The 16,885-nt window shown below is 71.3% G+C and carries 16 protein-coding genes; 6 read left to right on the top strand and 10 right to left on the bottom strand.

All coding sequences use genetic code 11. From position 1 onward, the window contains the following. Window positions 1-133: 133 nt before the first annotated feature. On the top strand, window positions 134-718 hold the full coding sequence (locus tag ACWEN6_RS04435; protein WP_452568921.1) for a DUF1707 SHOCT-like domain-containing protein: 585 nt from the start codon (window positions 134-136) through the stop codon (window positions 716-718). Window positions 719-824: 106 nt separating this feature from the next. Here ACWEN6_RS04435 and ACWEN6_RS04430 read toward each other — a convergent pair whose 3' ends face one another. After that, window positions 825-1,442 carry an alpha/beta hydrolase gene (locus ACWEN6_RS04430; protein ID WP_452568920.1) on the bottom strand — a complete coding sequence of 206 codons (618 nt, stop codon included), beginning with the start codon at window positions 1,440-1,442 and terminating at the stop codon, window positions 825-827. Between the two features lie 1,136 nt (window positions 1,443-2,578). Here ACWEN6_RS04430 and ACWEN6_RS04425 point away from each other — a divergent pair. The 3 genes from ACWEN6_RS04425 to ACWEN6_RS04415 are packed head-to-tail and all read left to right on the top strand — an operon-like array spanning window position 2,579 to window position 5,906. After that, complete coding sequence (locus ACWEN6_RS04425) at window positions 2,579-2,770, top strand: DUF6229 family protein (protein ID WP_380825631.1); 192 nt, start codon at window positions 2,579-2,581, stop codon at window positions 2,768-2,770. A 54-nt stretch (window positions 2,771-2,824) separates the two neighbouring features. Beyond that, window positions 2,825-3,010 (top strand): DUF6229 family protein, encoded by a 186-nt coding sequence (locus tag ACWEN6_RS04420; RefSeq protein WP_380825633.1) that lies wholly within the window; start codon window positions 2,825-2,827, stop codon window positions 3,008-3,010. A 19-nt stretch (window positions 3,011-3,029) separates the two neighbouring features. Further along, entirely contained in the window at window positions 3,030-5,906 is a 2,877-nt protein-coding gene (locus ACWEN6_RS04415; RefSeq protein ID WP_452568919.1) for a type 2 lanthipeptide synthetase LanM family protein, read from the top strand. Window positions 5,907-5,921: 15 nt separating this feature from the next. On the opposite strand, the gene ACWEN6_RS04410 is transcribed toward ACWEN6_RS04415, so the two are convergent. Then, a complete protein-coding gene (locus ACWEN6_RS04410; protein WP_452568918.1) occupies window positions 5,922-6,479 on the bottom strand; it encodes an alpha/beta hydrolase in 558 nt (185 codons plus the stop codon). Between ACWEN6_RS04410 and ACWEN6_RS04405 the strand changes: the two genes are divergently transcribed. Continuing rightward, on the top strand, window positions 6,403-8,373 hold the full coding sequence (locus ACWEN6_RS04405; protein WP_452568917.1) for a DUF998 domain-containing protein: 1,971 nt from the start codon (window positions 6,403-6,405) through the stop codon (window positions 8,371-8,373). The two genes, ACWEN6_RS04410 and ACWEN6_RS04405, sit on opposite strands and share 77 nt — an antisense overlap. A gap of 63 nt (window positions 8,374-8,436) precedes the next feature. Continuing rightward, window positions 8,437-9,228, top strand: coding sequence for a hypothetical protein (locus ACWEN6_RS04400; protein ID WP_452568916.1), 792 nt, complete (start codon window positions 8,437-8,439; stop codon window positions 9,226-9,228). A gap of 98 nt (window positions 9,229-9,326) precedes the next feature. Here the strand turns inward: ACWEN6_RS04400 and ACWEN6_RS04395 are convergent, their stop codons facing one another. The 8 genes from ACWEN6_RS04395 to ACWEN6_RS04360 all read right to left on the bottom strand — a co-directional run bounded on the left by ACWEN6_RS04395 (window position 9,327) and on the right by ACWEN6_RS04360 (window position 16,633). Beyond that, window positions 9,327-9,602 carry a type II toxin-antitoxin system RelE family toxin gene (locus ACWEN6_RS04395; protein ID WP_452568915.1) on the bottom strand — a complete coding sequence of 92 codons (276 nt, stop codon included), beginning with the start codon at window positions 9,600-9,602 and terminating at the stop codon, window positions 9,327-9,329. Further along, a complete protein-coding gene (locus tag ACWEN6_RS04390) occupies window positions 9,603-9,890 on the bottom strand; it encodes a type II toxin-antitoxin system Phd/YefM family antitoxin (RefSeq protein WP_452568914.1) in 288 nt (95 codons plus the stop codon). Between the two features lie 75 nt (window positions 9,891-9,965). Continuing rightward, window positions 9,966-10,862, bottom strand: coding sequence for a glycosyltransferase family 2 protein (locus ACWEN6_RS04385; RefSeq protein ID WP_452568913.1), 897 nt, complete (start codon window positions 10,860-10,862; stop codon window positions 9,966-9,968). A gap of 213 nt (window positions 10,863-11,075) precedes the next feature. Next, a complete protein-coding gene (locus tag ACWEN6_RS04380; protein WP_452568912.1) occupies window positions 11,076-11,855 on the bottom strand; it encodes a CDP-alcohol phosphatidyltransferase family protein in 780 nt (259 codons plus the stop codon). Further along, complete coding sequence (locus ACWEN6_RS04375) at window positions 11,833-12,891, bottom strand: iron-containing alcohol dehydrogenase family protein (RefSeq protein WP_452568911.1); 1,059 nt, start codon at window positions 12,889-12,891, stop codon at window positions 11,833-11,835. Before ACWEN6_RS04375 ends, ACWEN6_RS04380 begins: the two co-directional genes overlap by 23 nt. Window positions 12,892-13,042: 151 nt before the next feature. Then, window positions 13,043-13,777: a phosphocholine cytidylyltransferase family protein gene (locus ACWEN6_RS04370; protein WP_354925734.1), complete on the bottom strand. Its 735-nt coding sequence runs from the start codon at window positions 13,775-13,777 to the stop codon at window positions 13,043-13,045. A gap of 280 nt (window positions 13,778-14,057) precedes the next feature. After that, window positions 14,058-14,666 carry a DUF5941 domain-containing protein gene (locus tag ACWEN6_RS04365; protein ID WP_452568910.1) on the bottom strand — a complete coding sequence of 203 codons (609 nt, stop codon included), beginning with the start codon at window positions 14,664-14,666 and terminating at the stop codon, window positions 14,058-14,060. A gap of 17 nt (window positions 14,667-14,683) precedes the next feature. Then, entirely contained in the window at window positions 14,684-16,633 is a 1,950-nt protein-coding gene (locus ACWEN6_RS04360; protein ID WP_452568909.1) for a CDP-alcohol phosphatidyltransferase family protein, read from the bottom strand. Window positions 16,634-16,885 lie beyond the last annotated feature (252 nt).

Here is a 16,885-nt window from a genome sequence, read left to right as displayed (position 1 = left end):
TGTCGATCGCCACGACGATCGCGGCCGCCGCGTCGTCGGCGTGGTGAAGGAGAGACCCCCCGTTTTGTCTCGTATCGACGCCGAACTCGCCTGACATCTCCGTATTTCACGGCAAGTTCCCTACAGTTGAGGCGTGAGCGGAGAGCTAGCACCGCAGTCGCCGCAAATGCGGATGTCCGACGCCGATCGCGAGCGGGTCGTCGAGAGACTGCAGGCCGCGGTGGGCGAAGGGCGGCTGACGGGCGAGGAGTTCGAGCAGCGCCTGAACGGCCTGCTCGCCGCGCGCACGTTCGGCGAGGTCGAACCGCTCCTGGCCGATCTGCCGGGGGCGCCGCTGACGATGCCGACGCGAGAGCGGGCCGAACTGCGCACCACGGCGGCATCCCTCAAACGGCACGGCCGATGGATGGTGGCCCGGCGGCTCCTGGTCACGGCCAAGGCGGGCTCGGTGAAACTCGACTTCACCGACGCCGTCATCTCCCATCCGGTCGTCGAGATCGACCTCGACGTGATCGCAGGCTCGACCACGCTGGTGCTTCCGCGCGGCGCCACGGTCGACATCGAGGACGTCGAGATGATGGCGGGCAGCGCCAAGGTGAGCAAGGTGTCCCCCTCACCGGTCCCCGGCGACGGCCTCCATTTCGTGGTCCGCGGCAAACAACGCTTCGGCGGCCTCGTCGTCCGCACCCAACGCCGCTTCGGCCCCTGGAAGTGGTGACCGCTCACCCGAGCGACCGGCTGCCGTAGGACATCGGCGCGCCACCACCCCGCGCAGGCACGAGACCGGCGCCCGGCCGATGACCGGACGCCGATCTTCGTACAGGTCACGCAGGCGAGGTGCCGGTCCGGCCGAGGTGGCGGGCGAAGAACCGGACCGCGCTGTCGGCCTCGAACCTGGGCAGCTCCGCATGCCTGCCGGGGTTGGCGTGCAGCGTCTTCTCCTTCGAGGCGAAGGCGTCGAACAGCGCCAGACCGGACTGGCGTGGGATGAGCTCGTCGTCCCACTGGAGGAGGAACTCCACGGGAATGGTGATCTGGCGCGCGGTGTCGGCCAGGGAATCGTGCCAGAAGAGACCGAAGACCGCGGCGGCGATCCTGGGCTCGACGGCCGTCAACGGCACTCCGATCGCGGTGCCCATGCTCACGCCGTAGTAGCCGACCGGCCCTTCGGCGCCGATCTCCGGCAGTTCCTGGAGGGCGTCCAGGATCGCCTGCCATTCGGGCACGGCGCGCTCCGCCAGGTGGGCGTTGTAGCGGGCGACGATCGGACCGGCCGGCTCGCCCGCCGCCGTCGCCCGCCGCATGGCGGCGATCTCACGCTCGTCGGCCGCCGTGCGCGGTCGGCCGCCGTGACCTGGGGCGTCGATGGCGACGACGGTGAAACCACCGTCGGCGACCAGGAGGCGCGCGCGGCCCACCATTCCCGGCGCCTTCTTGTGCATGCCGCCACCGTGGCCCAGCAGAACCAGAGGCGCGCGATCGGAGCCGGCAGCCGGTGACCAGAGCACGCCGGTGACCTCACCCACGGTGAAGTCGCGTTCGAGGACACCGTCCGACGATGTCTCCGCAGTGAAACGCACAGAATGCATTGGTGTTGCCTTTCGGGAGTGCCTTGTCGTTACGGCGCTCCCGGCGACACCTACGTCAGTCGCCGACCGTGACGGAGAGTGGGAGCACCCACACAGCTACAGCCTTCACGGGTCTCACCTCCTCACGCGACATCACGATCCCGCGCACCCTATCAACCATCCCGCCCATAACGCACCCCATGTCTCGTCCGGTGGATCGTCGCTCTCACCGCGCGATCGACGAGGGCCGCCTACCCGTGCCGACCGGTCGCGGCGGCCGGCCATCACTGAGCGGCGAAGCACATGGCCCTGAGCGGGGCGAAGGGCCGCCATAGACCTGGATGATCTCCGATGCGTGATCAGGCCACCTGCGAGAACAGCTCGGTCATGGGGATGAGCAGCGGTTAGGCTTACGAGCGTCTCGCGTCACTTCCCGCTGCTATGAGCGAACGGCCGCATAGCGCCCCACGTGGTGGATCATGTGCTGCGCGTGGAGGGAGGGTGCTCGGGCCGGGGCCGCGCGCCGCCGGAGGGCTGTATTCACAAATCGCGATAATTGTCGCCCGCAATATATGAAGAATCTCCGGTACATTGGTGGGAAATGTCGCCGGACGGCCCGTGGCCGCGGCTGTTCGCCGCCGTCTGCCGCGCTCCCGAACAGCGGAAACCTTCTCTCGCGGCCTCCCCTTCCGCATGAAAGCGGTTCGCTGGGTCGTCCCGCATATGATCGCCGTCGCCGAGGTGGTGGTCATGGCCCGTTGCGGGACGAAACCCCTGACCTGCGCTGTCGTCCCCTTGGTGGGCGTGGGCCGCTGGTGTGAGGGGTGGCCGGTCTGGCTCGCGCGTTACGGACATCCCGTCGGCGTCTGGGCAAGCTCCCTCACAGTTCAACGGCAGCTATCGCCAATTCTACTGAATGCCGACAAGTCTACATTTCGCCCGCTATGTATTGATTTTTTCGATCGGCTGACTAACGCTGATCGGGATGCCTGGTCATGGAGGGAGTAAGAATGCCTGTCACCCTGGAACGCTCTGAGGAAATCGTCGCCGCGTGGCGCAGCGGAGCCGACGTCGAGGGCTGGGACAACCCGGCCGGTCCGCTGTTCATCGGCGAGTACGCCGAGTCGGAGATCACGCTGACGGCCCTGGACACGCGGAGGCCGAGCTCCTGCACGGGCGCCCACACCGTTGCCTGCTGCTGATCGCACCCACCCGGTCAACGCGGATCGGGACGCACAGTCACGAAGGGAGTAGCAATGCCTCTCACACTGGATCGCTCTGAGGAGATCGTCTCCGCGTGGCGCAGCGGAGCCGACGTCGAGGGCTGGGACAACCCGGCCGGTCCGCTGTTCATCGGTGACTACGCCGAATCGGAGATCACGCTGACGGCCCTGGACACCCGGCTGGCGAGCTCGTGCACCTGCAGCCGCTTCTGCTGCTGATCAAGGAAGGATGATCCGAATGGCCGGGGACTTCGACCCATCGCTGGACTTTTTGACCGCACCGGCGCTGGCCGGGCTGTCCGCCACGCTGGGATCGATCCCCGGCCTCACGGAGGCAGAGGCCCGGCTGATAGGCCAGAGAACCGCCGAAGCGCTGGAGGAGACCGTCCGCCTCAAGGTCAACAGGGTCCTGCTGCTTGAACTCAACGCCGCCAGGATCAGCGGAAGGCTGACCGCCGAGACGCCGCAGCTGCGGTGGCAGGAGTGGAAGGCGACGGCCGCGACGCCCGAGTTCTGGCTGTCCCTGACCGGGCACTACCCCACGATGCTGTCCAGGCTCGGCACGATCATCGACAACAGGTGCGCCGCGGCCGTGGAACTGGCCCGCAGGTTCGCCACCGACCGCGCGGCGCTCACCGCACTGCCCGGCGGTCTCCGAGGCGAGCTGGCCGGAATCGACTTCGGGGCGGGAGACAGCCATCGCGGAGGGCACAGCGTCGCCGTCCTGCACGGCTCGCAGGGCAAGGTGGTCTACAAGCCCCGGTCCCTCGCCGTGGACGAGGCGCTGGCGCGGCTGATCGACCGCCTGGCACCCCAGCTGCCCGCCGGCAGCCGCATTCGGGTACCCGACGTGCTGACTCGCCAGGAGTACGGCTGGGCGGAGCACATCCAGCACCGCTACTGCGCCGACGAGACGGAGCTGCGGTCCTTCTACCGCGGCGTCGGGCACTGGCTGGCGCTGATGCGGCTGATCGGCGGCAGCGACCTGCACATGGAGAACCTCATCGCGGCCGGTCCCGCGCCCGTCGTCGTCGACTGCGAGACGCTGTTCACCCCGCACGTCCCGGCCAAACCGTCCGGATACGGCGACGCCGTCGACCAGGCGACCGACCTGCTCAGCGGATCGGTGCTGCGCACCGGACTCCTTCCCGGACGCGGCGTCTCGCTCGCCTGGCGCGGCGTCGACATGTCCGCCGTCGGAGGCCTGCCCGGCCAGCAGCCGTACACGCAGGTGCCGGTCGTCGTCGACGCGGGCACGGACATGGCGAGATTGGGGATGGAACGGGTCGAGCTGGGAGCGGTGAGCAACCACCCGAGCCCCGATCCGATCCTCGTCCACTACTGGGACCTGGTGCTGTCCGGATTCACCGAGCTGGTCGAGCACCTCGACATGCTGGATCGGCGGGACGAGCTCGCCGGACTGCTCACGGACTTCGCCGACCGTCCGATCCGGGTCGTGCTCCGCGCCACCGAGGCGTACGCCGAGCTGGCCCGCATGTTGTGGCACCCGGCCTCACTGCACGACGAGCCGACCGCGATGGGCAAGGCGGCGGGGTTGCTGGCCCAGCATGCCGAGAACCTGCCCGGCGCGCCATCGGACCCCGAGGTGATCGACGCCGAGGTGGCCGAGTTGCTGGTCGGCGACATCCCCTTCTTCGCCACGACCCCTGCTCGCGGCCGTCTGGACGGCCCTGGCGGAACCTCGTACGGAGACGAGCAGGACCTCATCGCGGACGCGCTGCGGCGCTGGCGCGACCGCGACGCGGCCCTGGACCGCGAGGTGATCCGGTCCGCTCTGGTCAGCGCCTACCTCAATGAAGGGTGGATGCCTGCCAACAAGCGCATGACCGTGCCACTCATCCGGCACCAGGACCTCGAGCGGCGCCGGCGCCGGATCGCGGCCGGGATCGCCCGCAGCATGCTCGACACGGCGGTCCGGGGCGACGACGGCACCGTCACCTGGACCGCGCCGGTGCTCACCTCCGACGGCTGGTTCGTACAGTCGCTGTCTCCCGACGTGTACGGCGGGGCGTACGGGGTCGCCATCACTCTGGCCGCCTACGTGAGTGAGACCGGGCAGGGCAGGGCCGACGAGGTGCCGGGGCTGGACGGGCTGCTCGCCGATCTCCTCCATACGATCAGGCTGGCCGAGGAGCGCGACGCGGAGGCACGCCGCACCGGGCCGCGGCGCCGCCCCGCCACCCCAGGCGGCTATGTCGGCATCGGCTCGCAAATCTGGAGCTGGCTGCTGCTGCGCAGGCTGGGCGCCGTCGGCTCGGAGGAGGCGGTCGCCCGGGCCGGCGCCCTGGCGGGGCAACTGCCCGAGGCGGTGGCCGCCGACGGGGTGTACGACCTGCTCACCGGCATGGCAGGCGCCATCGTGCCCTTGCTCCGCCTGTCGGAGCAGACCGGTGACCAGCAGTGGTCCACGCAGGCCGACCGCATCGGGGAGCGCCTGTTCTCACTGGCCCACATCGAGGACCGGGGAGCACGCTGGCCCAGCACCGCGTTCCCACAAGGGTTGGGCGGGGTCTCACACGGCGCCACCGGGATCGCCTGGGCGCTGGCCCGGCTCGGCGACAGCGCCACGGCCGGCGCTGCGGACTTCCGCGCCCTGGCGGACAGGGCCTTTCTGTACGAGGAGTCACTGTACGACCCGGCGGAGAAGGGCTGGCGTGACCTGCGCGAAGTGGACGACCTTCGCGTGACCTCCAGCGCATGGTGCCACGGAGCCGCCGGCATCGGCCTCGTCGCGGCCGACCGGCTGGCCCGCGACGATGACCCGCGCTGGGCGGACGTGCTGCGCCGGGCCGCCGCGTCGTCCTGGTCGAGGGGCATCGGCTGGAACCACACGCTCTGCCACGGAGACCTCGGCACCTGGGAAGTCGTGCGCCACGCGATCGATGTGGGTGTCGGGCCCGAAGAGCTGACTGCGGAGTACCTCGCCGCGTACATGATCGGCAGCATGGACGAGCACGGCCCGGTGAGTGGCCTTTCACGTGACGCCTTCAGCCCAGGTCTGATGCCGGGAGTGGGCGGCATGCTCTACCAACTACTACGTCTGCGCCCCGACACCTCCCTCCCCTCCGTCCTGCTCCCTGACCCGGAGAACTGACCGACCGTCGAAGCATCAGACCGGGAGTCCGAGGACGAGCTCGGCGACCTGCCTGGAGCGGGACAGGAACGGGTGGTGCCCGGCGTCGATCTCCAGTGCCCGACCGGCCCGCTCGGCCTGTGCGCGCTGCAGGGAGGGAGGGGTTCCGTTGTCCCGCGCGCACACCAGGTAAGTGGAGGGGATCTCCCGCCAGGCCGCCGCTCCAACGGGTTCCGCGGTCGCGGACACGGTCTGGCGTACGAGCCGGGCAAGCCCCTCCACGACGTCCTCTTCGGCACAGTCCTGCATGAACGTTCGCGCCGCGGGTGATGGCAGCTTGTCAACGATGGTTGACGGGCACCATCGTGTCAATGTACGTTGACAGCCAGATGAGGCGGACCGGCACCAGGGCGTCCGTCTCGATGGAGCGAATCGGAGGTGGGCCATGACAGTCCGACCGGAACCGAACGGCGCCGGGGCCGTCGATGGGGACGCGTCACCAGGTGGGGTGGTCGCGATGAGGCCGTCCGTCCTGCGGGTCCTGTTATGGGGCGGCGTGATCGCCGGGCCGCTGTTCGTCGCGGCGTTCGTCATCGAAGGAGCAACCAGGGCCGGCTACGACGCCCTGCGCCATCCCGTCAGCTCCCTGGCGCTCGGCGAGTACGGCTGGACGCAGGATCTCAACTTCATCGTGGCCGGGCTGCTGACCCTCGGATTCGCCGTCGCGCTATGGCGTGACCTCCGCGGCGGCGGGTCCGGCACCGCCGGGCAGGTGAGGCGGGGCGCCACCTGGGGGCCGATCCTGATCGGAGTCTGGGCGGTCCACCTGATCACCGTGGGGTTCTTCGTGACCGACCCGGTCAGCGGCTACCCGCGGGGAACTCCCGACCGGCTCACCCAGTACGCCACCACGCACGGCGCGATCCACGACCTGGCGGCGATTCCCGGCTTCCTCTGCCTGGGAGCGGCCTTCCTGGTGTTCGCCGTCCGGTTCGGCCGGCAACGGGCGTTCGGCCGGGCCGCCTACTCGGTGATCACCTTCGTCGTCTTCGTGACCGCCTTCATGCTCGCCAACGCGGCTTTCAGCCAGACCGAGGGCCTGGTGCGGTACGGAGGCCTGTTCCAGCGCATCGCCGTCGTCACCGGCTGGCTCTGGCTCACCCTTCTCGCCACCCACCGCATCTCCGGCAAGGTAGGGAATACCCTACGCGCACTGGGGTGGCCACGTGATCGCGGGCGCCGTACGGCCGTCCCTAGGGTCGAACGCATGAAATGGATCGGGAAGACGACGGCCGTCGGCCTGGCGGCGGCGATGGTACTGGCCGGCGCGTTGCCCGTGTTCGCCGCTCCGGACACGGAGCGGGGACAGGTGGTGTCGGTCACGCGGTTGGGGACCTTGTCCGCGCGGCAGGTGGCCGCCGCGTTGAAGGGTGACCAGGGCGGCGCCTGGGACACCCGGAAGGTCCGGTACGGAGTGGCGACCTACCGGCTGGTGTACCGGACGGTGGACGCCTCAGGGCGGCGGACCACCGCCAGCGGCCTGGTGGCGTTGCCGCGCAACGGCGAGCGCCGTCTGCGGGCGGTGTCGTTCACCCATGGCACCGAGTTGTTCAAGGGCGACGCCCCTTCGACCACGAAGGAGGTCTGGGGCCGGGCTCCGGCGCTGACGTACGCCTCCGCCGGGATGGCCGCCGTGGCCCCCGACTACCTGGGCCTCGGCAAGGGGCCGGGGCCGCACCCGTGGATGGACGTGCCCTCCGAGACGACCGCCTCCCTGGACATGCTGCGCGCGGCCCGCCGGTTCGCGTCGGAGTCGGGCAGGGAACTGCGACGCGAGGTGCTGGTCACGGGTTTCTCCCAGGGAGCCTCCGCGGCGCTCGGACTGGCCGGGGCGTTGCAGACCGGAACCGACCCCTGGTTCAGGCTGGGAGCGGTCGCGCCGGTCAGCGGCGCCTACGCGTTCAGGGACACCGAACTGCCCGCACTGCTGAAGGGCAGGACGGACGCGAAGGCGGGCGTGATCTACGCGGCGCTCACCTTCGTGGCGTTCAACCGGCTGCACCATCTGTACGACTCGCCGAGCGAGGTGTTCCGGGCGCCGTACGACCGTCGGATGGAAAAGCTGCTGGACGGCTCGCACACCGGCCTTGAGGTGGTCAAGGGCACGCCGAACACCATCGACGCGCTGCTGACGCGACGGGGCCGGGCCGCACTGGCGCACCCGACCGGCCGGCTGGCCGACGCCCTGCGGGTGGTGGACGGCGTGTGCGCGTGGAGGCCCAAGGCCCCGATCAGGCTGTACGTCGCGAAGGGCGACGAACAGGCGGTGAGCGCCAACAGCCCCCGCTGCCGGGCCATGCTGCGAGCCCACGGAGCCACTGCTCCGCTGGTCGATCTCGGAACGCCCGAGTACGGCGGCTCCCGGCACCTGGGCTCCCACCAGGCGGCCACCGCGGCGCTGGTCCGCTGGTTCGCCTCGATGTCCTGACAAGGCCCGTTTCTCCCCCGATCGGCTCGTAGGGTTGCCCCCAGGGTGATGGAGGAGCGTGTCATGCGGACGCTGGTATGGGTCGTCGCCGGAGCGGCGATCGTCGCGACCGTCGTCCGCTACGCGGTCTCCATCGCCATGGGGCAGGGGGAGGATGTGGTGAGCGAGACCGTGTTCACCGTGACCTGTCTCGCCGCGGGCGGATGGCTGGCCGGACGGCCCGCGACCCGGCGCATCGGGCTGGTCTTCGTCGCCGGCGGGGTACTGGGCTCCGCCGACCCGGCGATGTGGCTCTGGAGGCGGATCGGGCCGCCCTTTCCTGAGATCGGCAACGATGTCAGGTTCGACGCCTGGCTGACGTACTGGCTGTGGGTGCCTCAGGTCCTGATGGTCCCCCTGGTCGCCATGGCTCTCTATCCGGACGGCCGCGTGCGCCAGCGGTCCGCCATGGGGATCGCGGTCGCCGCGGTGGTCACGGCCTCGGTCGCGGGAGCGACCTACAACTGGCCGCGCAGCGACGGCGGCTCGCACGGCAATCCGCTGAGCCTGCCCCTGCGGGACGCCCGCCTGTTGCAGTGGGCCACGGTGGCACTCGTGGCCGTGGCCCTGGTGGCCGTGCTCGTCTCGCTCGCCGCTCGCCGGCCGGCCGCCGACCAGGCCACCCGCCGGCTCCTGCTGATCCCGTACGCCGTGGCCGCCGTGGCGCTGGTGCAGCTGTCGCTGCTGAGATTCCTGCCGGAGGTGGCGCACGACCTCAGGTGGACGCTCCTTCTGCTGGTCGTGGCCTCGACGGCCGGCCTCGCTCGTGCGACCGGCGCGCGACCAGAGCGGAGGGCGGCCGGCGCGCGAGGCTGAGACGCCGGTTTCCGGGACGAGTCCCAGGGGGGCCTGCCGGCGATGATGTACCACGTACGTGAGGTACGACCGCATCGAGCGGTTACCTGAGCGGGCGATCAAGGACGGTACGCGTCCCGGCGATGCTTGACGGTATAGATGGTGACCGCGCGCTTGTCCTCGTCACTGCGGTACACAACGCGATAAGTACCGCGTCGAGCGACATGCAGGCCTTCGTACGGTTCTTGAAGGGGCTTCCCCACGCGCCACGGCTCGCGTGCCATCGCACCATTGATCAGTTCCCAGGCGGCGGCCGCGACGACCTCAGGAAGACCCGATGTGAGCGCCCGTCGCGCCGGTGGGGTCAGGAGGATGGCGTACCGGTCCTGCTCCACTCACGCACTCGCCTTGCCCAGGCGAGCCGCCATGATCGCGGCCATCTCGTCTTCAGTGGTCAGATCACCACGGGCCTCGGCGGCTGAAGCCTCGACGACATCGGATCGCATCTCGGTGTCCGCGAGAATCTCCAACGTCTCCTGGAGGGATTCCCACTCGGCGACGGACAGGATCACCGCATGTGGACGGCCGTTCCGCGTGAGGGTGAAGTGGTCGTGTTCCCGCGCAGCCCGGTCCGCCAACTCGGTCAACCGGTCTTTGGCCTCGCTGATCGGTATGAGCTCCATAGAGTCATGGTATCTCGATAGCCGGAATACCGGCCAAGGACTCAGCTACCAGATCGCGCCGAGAGCCGGGAAGGGTCAGACGATGGGGGGGCGGCCGAGGCGGAGCATGCGCCAGGCGGTGCGCCAGGCCATGGGGCGGCGCTCGCCGGCCGGCTCGCGCAGGCCCTCCTTGAAACCGCGGAACCAGGACTTGATCGCCACCGAGGACCGCTCGCGCACGAGCGTCAGCAGCATCCAGTCGAGCAGGTAGAGGGCCGCGAGCGCCCACGGGAGATTGCGGCGGGCCAGCCAGACCCGGTTGCGGGCGTTCAGCCGGTAGAAGTCGGCGTGGCGGGTCGGCGGCACCTGCGGGTGGTACATGACGGCGTCGGCGTCGTACTCGATGCGGTAGCCCTCGCCCAGCAGGCGCCAGGCCAGGTCGGTCTCTTCGTGGGCGTAGAAGAACCGCCCCGGCAGGCCGCCGACCTGCAGGAAGGCCGAACGCCTGATCGCACAGGCCCCGCCGAGGAACGTGGTCACCGGCGAGGATCGCGCCGGGTCTCCGGCGCGCAGCCGGGGGACGTGGCGCCGCTGGCCGACGCCGCCGTCGGGGTCCATCACCCGGAAGGAGATGACCGCGAGGTCGGGCTCGGCGGCGAAGCGCTCGCGGACGTGCGCCGCCACCTTGTCGTCGGCGTACCAGCCGTCGTCGTCGAGGAACAGCACGACGTCGCCGGTGCACTCGCGCACGCCGTAGTTGCGTCCCTCGGGGATGCCGACGTTGTGCGGGATGCGCACGGTGCGGACCGTGGCCGAGCCGTTCGGGATCACGGCCAGCTCGGGCACGTCGGCGCCGTTGCCCACGACGATGACCTCGACGTCGCCGTCGGTCTGCGTGAGCGCGGACTCGACCGCGCGGTCGAGCTCGGCGACGCGGTTGCCCATGGTGAGAACGACACACGAGATCTTCAACGCGTCATCGCCTCGACGCATGGAGAACGCATTGGGTCATGTTCACCGAGTCTGTGTGAGCGGGCCATCTTGGGTGTCGACGGGTACTGCGAAATAAGCGTATCGGAACTGTCGGCGAACCCCCGCCAAACAGTGGCGGTGAGTCTGGTGACGGCTCTTGACAGAGATACGACGCCGATGGGCCGCCGCCGGTTCCGATGCTTTCGCATCTCGCGCGAGCGGCCCCGGCTCATCTCAGGCCAGCCGCCTCGACGCCAGGATGCTGACGAGGTGCAGGACGGTCTGCAGCACGGCGAACACGACGCAGGCCACGGTGAGCACCTGGGTGGCCGTGAGGCCGCCCACGACCGTTCCCCACACCGCGTCCAGCACCGCGGCGATCACGACGAGGATCGACAGCTCGACCGCCTGGATCACCCGGTGGAAGCGCAGCGCCGCGGCGACCTTGCGTGCCGCGCCGAGCCGCCGCGACTGGAAGTGCTCGGCCGCGGCCTCCGTGGTGGCCGAAAGCCCCGAGCGCGCCCGTGCGACGTCCACCAGGTCGGTCTCGGACTTGATCAGGATGGCGCCGAGGGCGGCGGCGAACCCGAGCACGGTGTACCAGTCGGGAAGCGTCTCGGAGGCGCGGAAGCCGAGCCCGATCAGCAGGGCCGCCTCGGCGAAGTAGTGGCCCACCCGGTCGAGGTAGACGCCGGTGATGGACGTGCGGTGCGTCCACCGGGCCAGCTCGCCGTCGGAGCAGTCGAGCAGCAGATAGACCTGGATGAGCACCGCGGCCGCGATCGCCGCCCACAGGCCCGGCAGCGCCAGGACGACCCCGGCGAGCAGCCCGGCGACGATCATGAGGCCGGTGACCTGGTTCGGCGAGATGGGCGTACGGGCCAGCGCCCAGGTCACGTAGATCGACAGCTTCCGCATGTAGAGCGCGCCGGCCCAGTGCTCGCCCGAGTTGCGGTCCATGGTGGTCTGCGGCTGCGCGACCGCGCGCAGCTCAATGACCGACGGCCCGGACATATTCCTCCACCCGGTCGCGCACCTCGGCCTCGGACAGGCGCAGGTGCTCAAGAATCGTGTACCGCCCGGGACGGGTCGACGGAGCCAGCATCACCGCGGCGGTGAACTGCTCGGCCGTCAGACCGACGTCGGAGGGGGTCACCGGCAGGCCGTGACGGCGCAGGCAGCCGGTGATCTGCGACAGCCGGTGCTCGTCCTCCCGCAGGAAGAAGCAGAAGGCCGCTCCGACCCCGGCGAGCTCGCCGTGGTTGGAGGTGCCTGGATAGAGCTGGTCCACGGCATGAAGGATCTCATGATCCCCACCGCTGCTGGGACGCGAGGACCCGGCGACGACCATCGACATGCCGGACAGGATCAGCGACTCGGCCAGGACCGTCAGGAACGCGTCGGACTCGACCGAGTCCACCCGTCCCAGCACGGCCTCGGCGCTGGTGCGCGCCATCGACACCGCCAGGCCGTCGATGGGCTCGCCGCGCTCGACGCTGCCGAGCTGCCAGTCGTCGATGGCCGACAGGTTGCTGATCACGTCGCCGACGCCCGACCGCACGAGCGCCGGAGGGGCGCCGTGGACGAAGTCGAGGTCGACGAGGATCGCCAGCGGCATCGGCACGCCGAACGACCCCTTGCCGCTCTCGTGCTCCAGCGAGGAGACCGGGGAACAGATGCCGTCATGGGAGAGGTTCGTGGCGACGGCGACCATGGGGATGCCGGCCAGCGACGCGGCGTACTTGGTCACGTCGATCGTCTTGCCGCCGCCGATGCCGACCACGGCCTCGTAGGCGCCCTTGCGCAGGTCGGCGCCCAGCGACACGGCGGAGTCCACCGACCCGTCGGGGACGCGGAAGACCTCGGCGTCGCACAGCGTCGGCGCGATCAGCCCGGAGATGTGGGCGCCCTGCCCGGCTCCGACGGCCACGGCGACCCGTCCGGAGGTGGCCACCCGGCTGTCGGCGAGCAGCGCGCCGAGCTCGGCGACCGCACCACGGCGGACCTCCACGGTCAGCGGGGCCATGAGCATGCGTGCTAGAAGCGGCATCGCGGCTCCCGCCCTCTCGCTGCCCCCGCCGACCTCGCCCCGGTCGGCCGGGCACCCGTCGGCCGGGCACCCGTCGGCCGGACACCCGGCGGCCAGGCGCCGGCCGTCGTCGTGCCGCGGACCGGCGGCCGGGTGACCGCCGGCGGCTCGGCTAGTAGGTGCACGCGATCTCCCTGGCCCGGGCGAGGTCGTCGTGGTTGTCCACTTCCACCCAGTCGACCTTGCCGATGGGCGCGACGGCGATCTTCTCGCCCCTGGCGACCATCTCGCCGTACCCGTCCTCGTAGTACAGCTGGGGGTCGCGCTCGAAGGTGGCCTTCAGCGCGTCGGCGAGGCGCTCGGCCGCCGCGGGCCGGATGAGCGTGGCGCCGATGTACTCGCCGAACGCCTCGGCGGGGTCCATCAGCTTGGTGATGCGCGCCAAGTGGCCGCCCTCGTCGAGGGTGACCTTCATCTCCTCGTCGGCCAGCCGCTTGACGTCGTCGACCGCGAGGAGGATGTCGCTGGTCGCGGGCGCGGACAGCAGCGTGCGCTCGACCGAGACGGGGTGGACGGTGTCGCCGTTCACCAGCAGCGCGCCCTCGGAGAAGTGGTCGCGCGCGCACCAGAGGGAGTAGGCGTTGTTCCACTCCTCGGCCTTGTCGTTGTGCACGAGGGTGAGCTTCACGTCATGCCGCCGCTCGAGCTCGGCCTTGCGGTCGTGGACCGCCTGGGCCGCGTAGCCGACGATCACCACGACATCGCGCAGGTCGACCGCCGCGAGATTCCGCAGGGCGATGTCGAGGATCGTGGTCTCTCCGTCGACCGGCACGAGCGCCTTGGGCAGCGTGTCGGTGTACGGCCGCAGGCGCCGCCCGGCCCCGGCGGCCAGTACCATTCCCAGCAACGTGCACTCCTCTATCAGGCCAGCATGTGTAGGCCAAAGGTTAGTTGCCTGGGGGTGGTGATCGTGTAATCCGGAGTTCACCTATTCCGTTACCCGACCAAACGTTGGCAATGCGGGTGCGATGCCCGCGGCTCCCGGCCAGCCTCCGCCCGCCGCCCTGGCCCGCCTCCGCCCACCGCCCTGGCCCACCTCCGCCCGCCGCTCCGGGTCCACCGACGCTCGCCGCCCCGGCCCACCGACGCTCGCCGCCCCGGCCCACCGCCGGCCGTCGCGCGACCGGTCAGTCCTGGCCGCCGAGGTCGGCCGCCTCGACACCCGACCGCGGCGCGGCCAGCCAGCAGGTGACGCTCTCCCAGCAGAACAGCGCCGACAGGTAGAGCGCCAGCAGCGCGAACACCGGCGTGACGACGCCGAGCAGGGCCCCGAGCGCCACCAGCAGCATGCGACCCTCCCAGCCCAGGCCCGCGGACGCCAGCCAGGGCGGCGGGTAGACGTGCTGGCGGCAGCGGTACACGACGTCGTAGTGGTGGAACAGCATCGCGCCGAGCAGCCCGAACGCCAGCACCCGCGGCACGCCCCACGCGAAGCCCACGCAGGCCACGAACCCGTACTCGGTCAGGCGCAGGATGGGCGGGACCAGCCAGTCGAGCCGCCCGTCGTGGGGGTGGGAACTGCCCGGCCCGGCGAGCATCAGCGCCACGGCGGGCGCGAAGACCGCTGGGCCGTCGGCGCCCGCGACGCCGAGGAGCAGCATCACCCCGGTCACGAACGCGCCGGCCAGCGCCGGCGGCAGCGGCGGGAGCTGGCCCGCGACGAGCAGGCCCATGCCGCGCGCGAGGACGCCGTCGTCCCGGTAGGTCACCACGGAGCTGCGCGGGACCCTGGTCATGTGCATCGTGGTCGTGCTCAAAGTGACCTCGCGATCCGGCCGGTCAGCGTGTACAGCGCCGCCACCCCGCCCCACGCGAGCAGCGCGAGGAAGGTGACGCGCGCGTTGAACAGGCCCGCGGTGACCGCGATGAGCACCATGCGCTCGCCGATCGGCAGCACGATGATCTTCTTGAGCCAGCGCGACGCGGTGTTCCGGTCGAGCCGCGCCGACAGCCGCACCACGAGCCCTCCCCCGCCACGGCGCACCGCCACCGGCCCCGTGCCGCCGGCCATGACCGCCGCGCCCGCCGCCGGCCCCCTGCGGCTCGCCGCCGGGGTGGACCGCGCCCCCGAGAGGTCGCCTCCGCCGTGGACCGGCAGGTCGGGCGAGCCCCCGAGCCCGGGACGCTCCCAGATGGGGTCGACGCCCGCGGCGTCCGCTCGCGCCCCCGCGTACGAGAAGTCGATCATGTGGCGGATGGCCTGGACCAGCATGGCCGCCACCGCCAGGGCCCAGACCCCCTGCGGCCCGGTGACGCCGCCATCGGCCCCGCCGGCGTACCCGACCGCGAGGCCGACGTACACGACGTACTCCTTGACCCGGTCGAACGTGGCGTCCAGCCAGGCGCCGAGCGGCGAGAAGGCGCGGGTGTAGCGGGCGAGCTGCCCGTCCACGCAGTCGAGGACGAACGACAGGAACAGCAGCACGGCGCCGGCGAGCTGGGCGCGCCGCTGCCCGGCCGAGAACGCCACGGCCGAGAGGCCCGCCAGGCCGACCGACAGGCCGGTCACCGCGTTCGGCGTGAGCCCCAGCCGCGCCGCCGCCCGGACGAGGTGGCCCGACCAGGAGCTCACCAGGAAGGTGGCGACGAAGCCGTCGTCGGACTTGACGGCGGCGGCCAGGCGGGCGCGGTCCTCGTCCACCTCGGCCAGCCGGACGATGGCGGCGTCGGCGTCCCTCTGCCCGCTCACTCTGGCGCAGTGCAGCCGCCCGAGGGGGACCGCCCGCACGGCCACGCCGACCCGGACGAGCCCCGCCAGCAGCAGGTCGGCGACCTCGGAGTCGTCGGCGCCGCCCAGACGGCGGTCGCGAGCCAGGTTGGCGAGCTCCTCGGCCACCTCGGCGAGGCTCGACAGGTCGGCCTCGCCCACGTGCAGCACTGCCCGGAACCGGGCGTTGGGCTCGGCCACGGTGTGGAAGGAGTTGCCCGCGGCGACCACCCGCCCCCGCTCCGCCCGGACCGGCGCGCGCGAGGACGGGGCCGCCGGGGACGGGACATCGCGCTCGGCCGCGACCAGCGCGCCGGTGCCGCGCGCCGGGTCGGCGAGCAGCAGGGCCAGCGCCTCGGTGTGCGCGACCAGGTCGCCGGGGAACACCGCGACCGGCCCGCCACCGGCCCGCGCGATGGCGGCCACCGCGCGCAGATCACCCACCAGGCCGGTGCTGCGGATCACGCGTCCCGCGTCCTCGATCACCGGGTCGCCCCCGGTGCCCATCACGGCCTCGACCACCGCCGTGTCGGCCTCGGACGCCTCCGCGCCCTTCCCCCCGTCGACCGTCCCGGAGATGCCGGAGATGCCGGCGATCCCGGTGGTCCCGGCGATCTCGGTGGTCCGCGAGGCCAGGGAGGTCCCGGAGGTGCCGGCGGTGCCGGAGGTCTCGAAGCGCTCGAACCGCTCGGACGCCCCGAACGGCCCGGCCGGCTCCGGTGTCGCCCCGGCGCCAGGGTCGTGTGCCGGCTCGCGCGCGGTCGCCGGCTCAGGCCGGAACACCGACACGACCTTGGTGACCTCAAGGGTGAGGAGCTGGTCGGCCAGGCGGTCGACCAGCGTGCCCTCGGCGCACGCCAGGCGGGCTCCGGGAGTGGTGGCCAGGACCACGGCGACGGCCGGCGGCGCCTTGACGGCGGGCGGCTCCCCCGGACGGTTCGCGGACGGACGCGCGCTCGGTGGCCGTACCGGGGGCGGGTACGCGGATTCAGGCAACCGGGGTCTCCTTCCGCGACCGGGGATCGTCCACCCCGCAACGTAACCGAGCCGTCACGGGGCTTGCAATCCCATCGGCGGGTTCCCTGGCGATCCGCAGGTCACCGGCGGCCGTCATATCCCCATGGACCCGGACGCCCGCCACGGAAGGTGACCAACCCCGACGATCAGTGAGGCACCCCGACAACCGGCCGCACGCACCACGGGGCGGCCCTTCTCCGAGGGGGCGCCCGAGGGCCGTGGCGGGGTGTG

Source organism: Sphaerisporangium sp. NPDC004334 (genome assembly GCF_053602655.1).
This window is presented reverse-complemented; position numbering and strand designations above follow the sequence as displayed.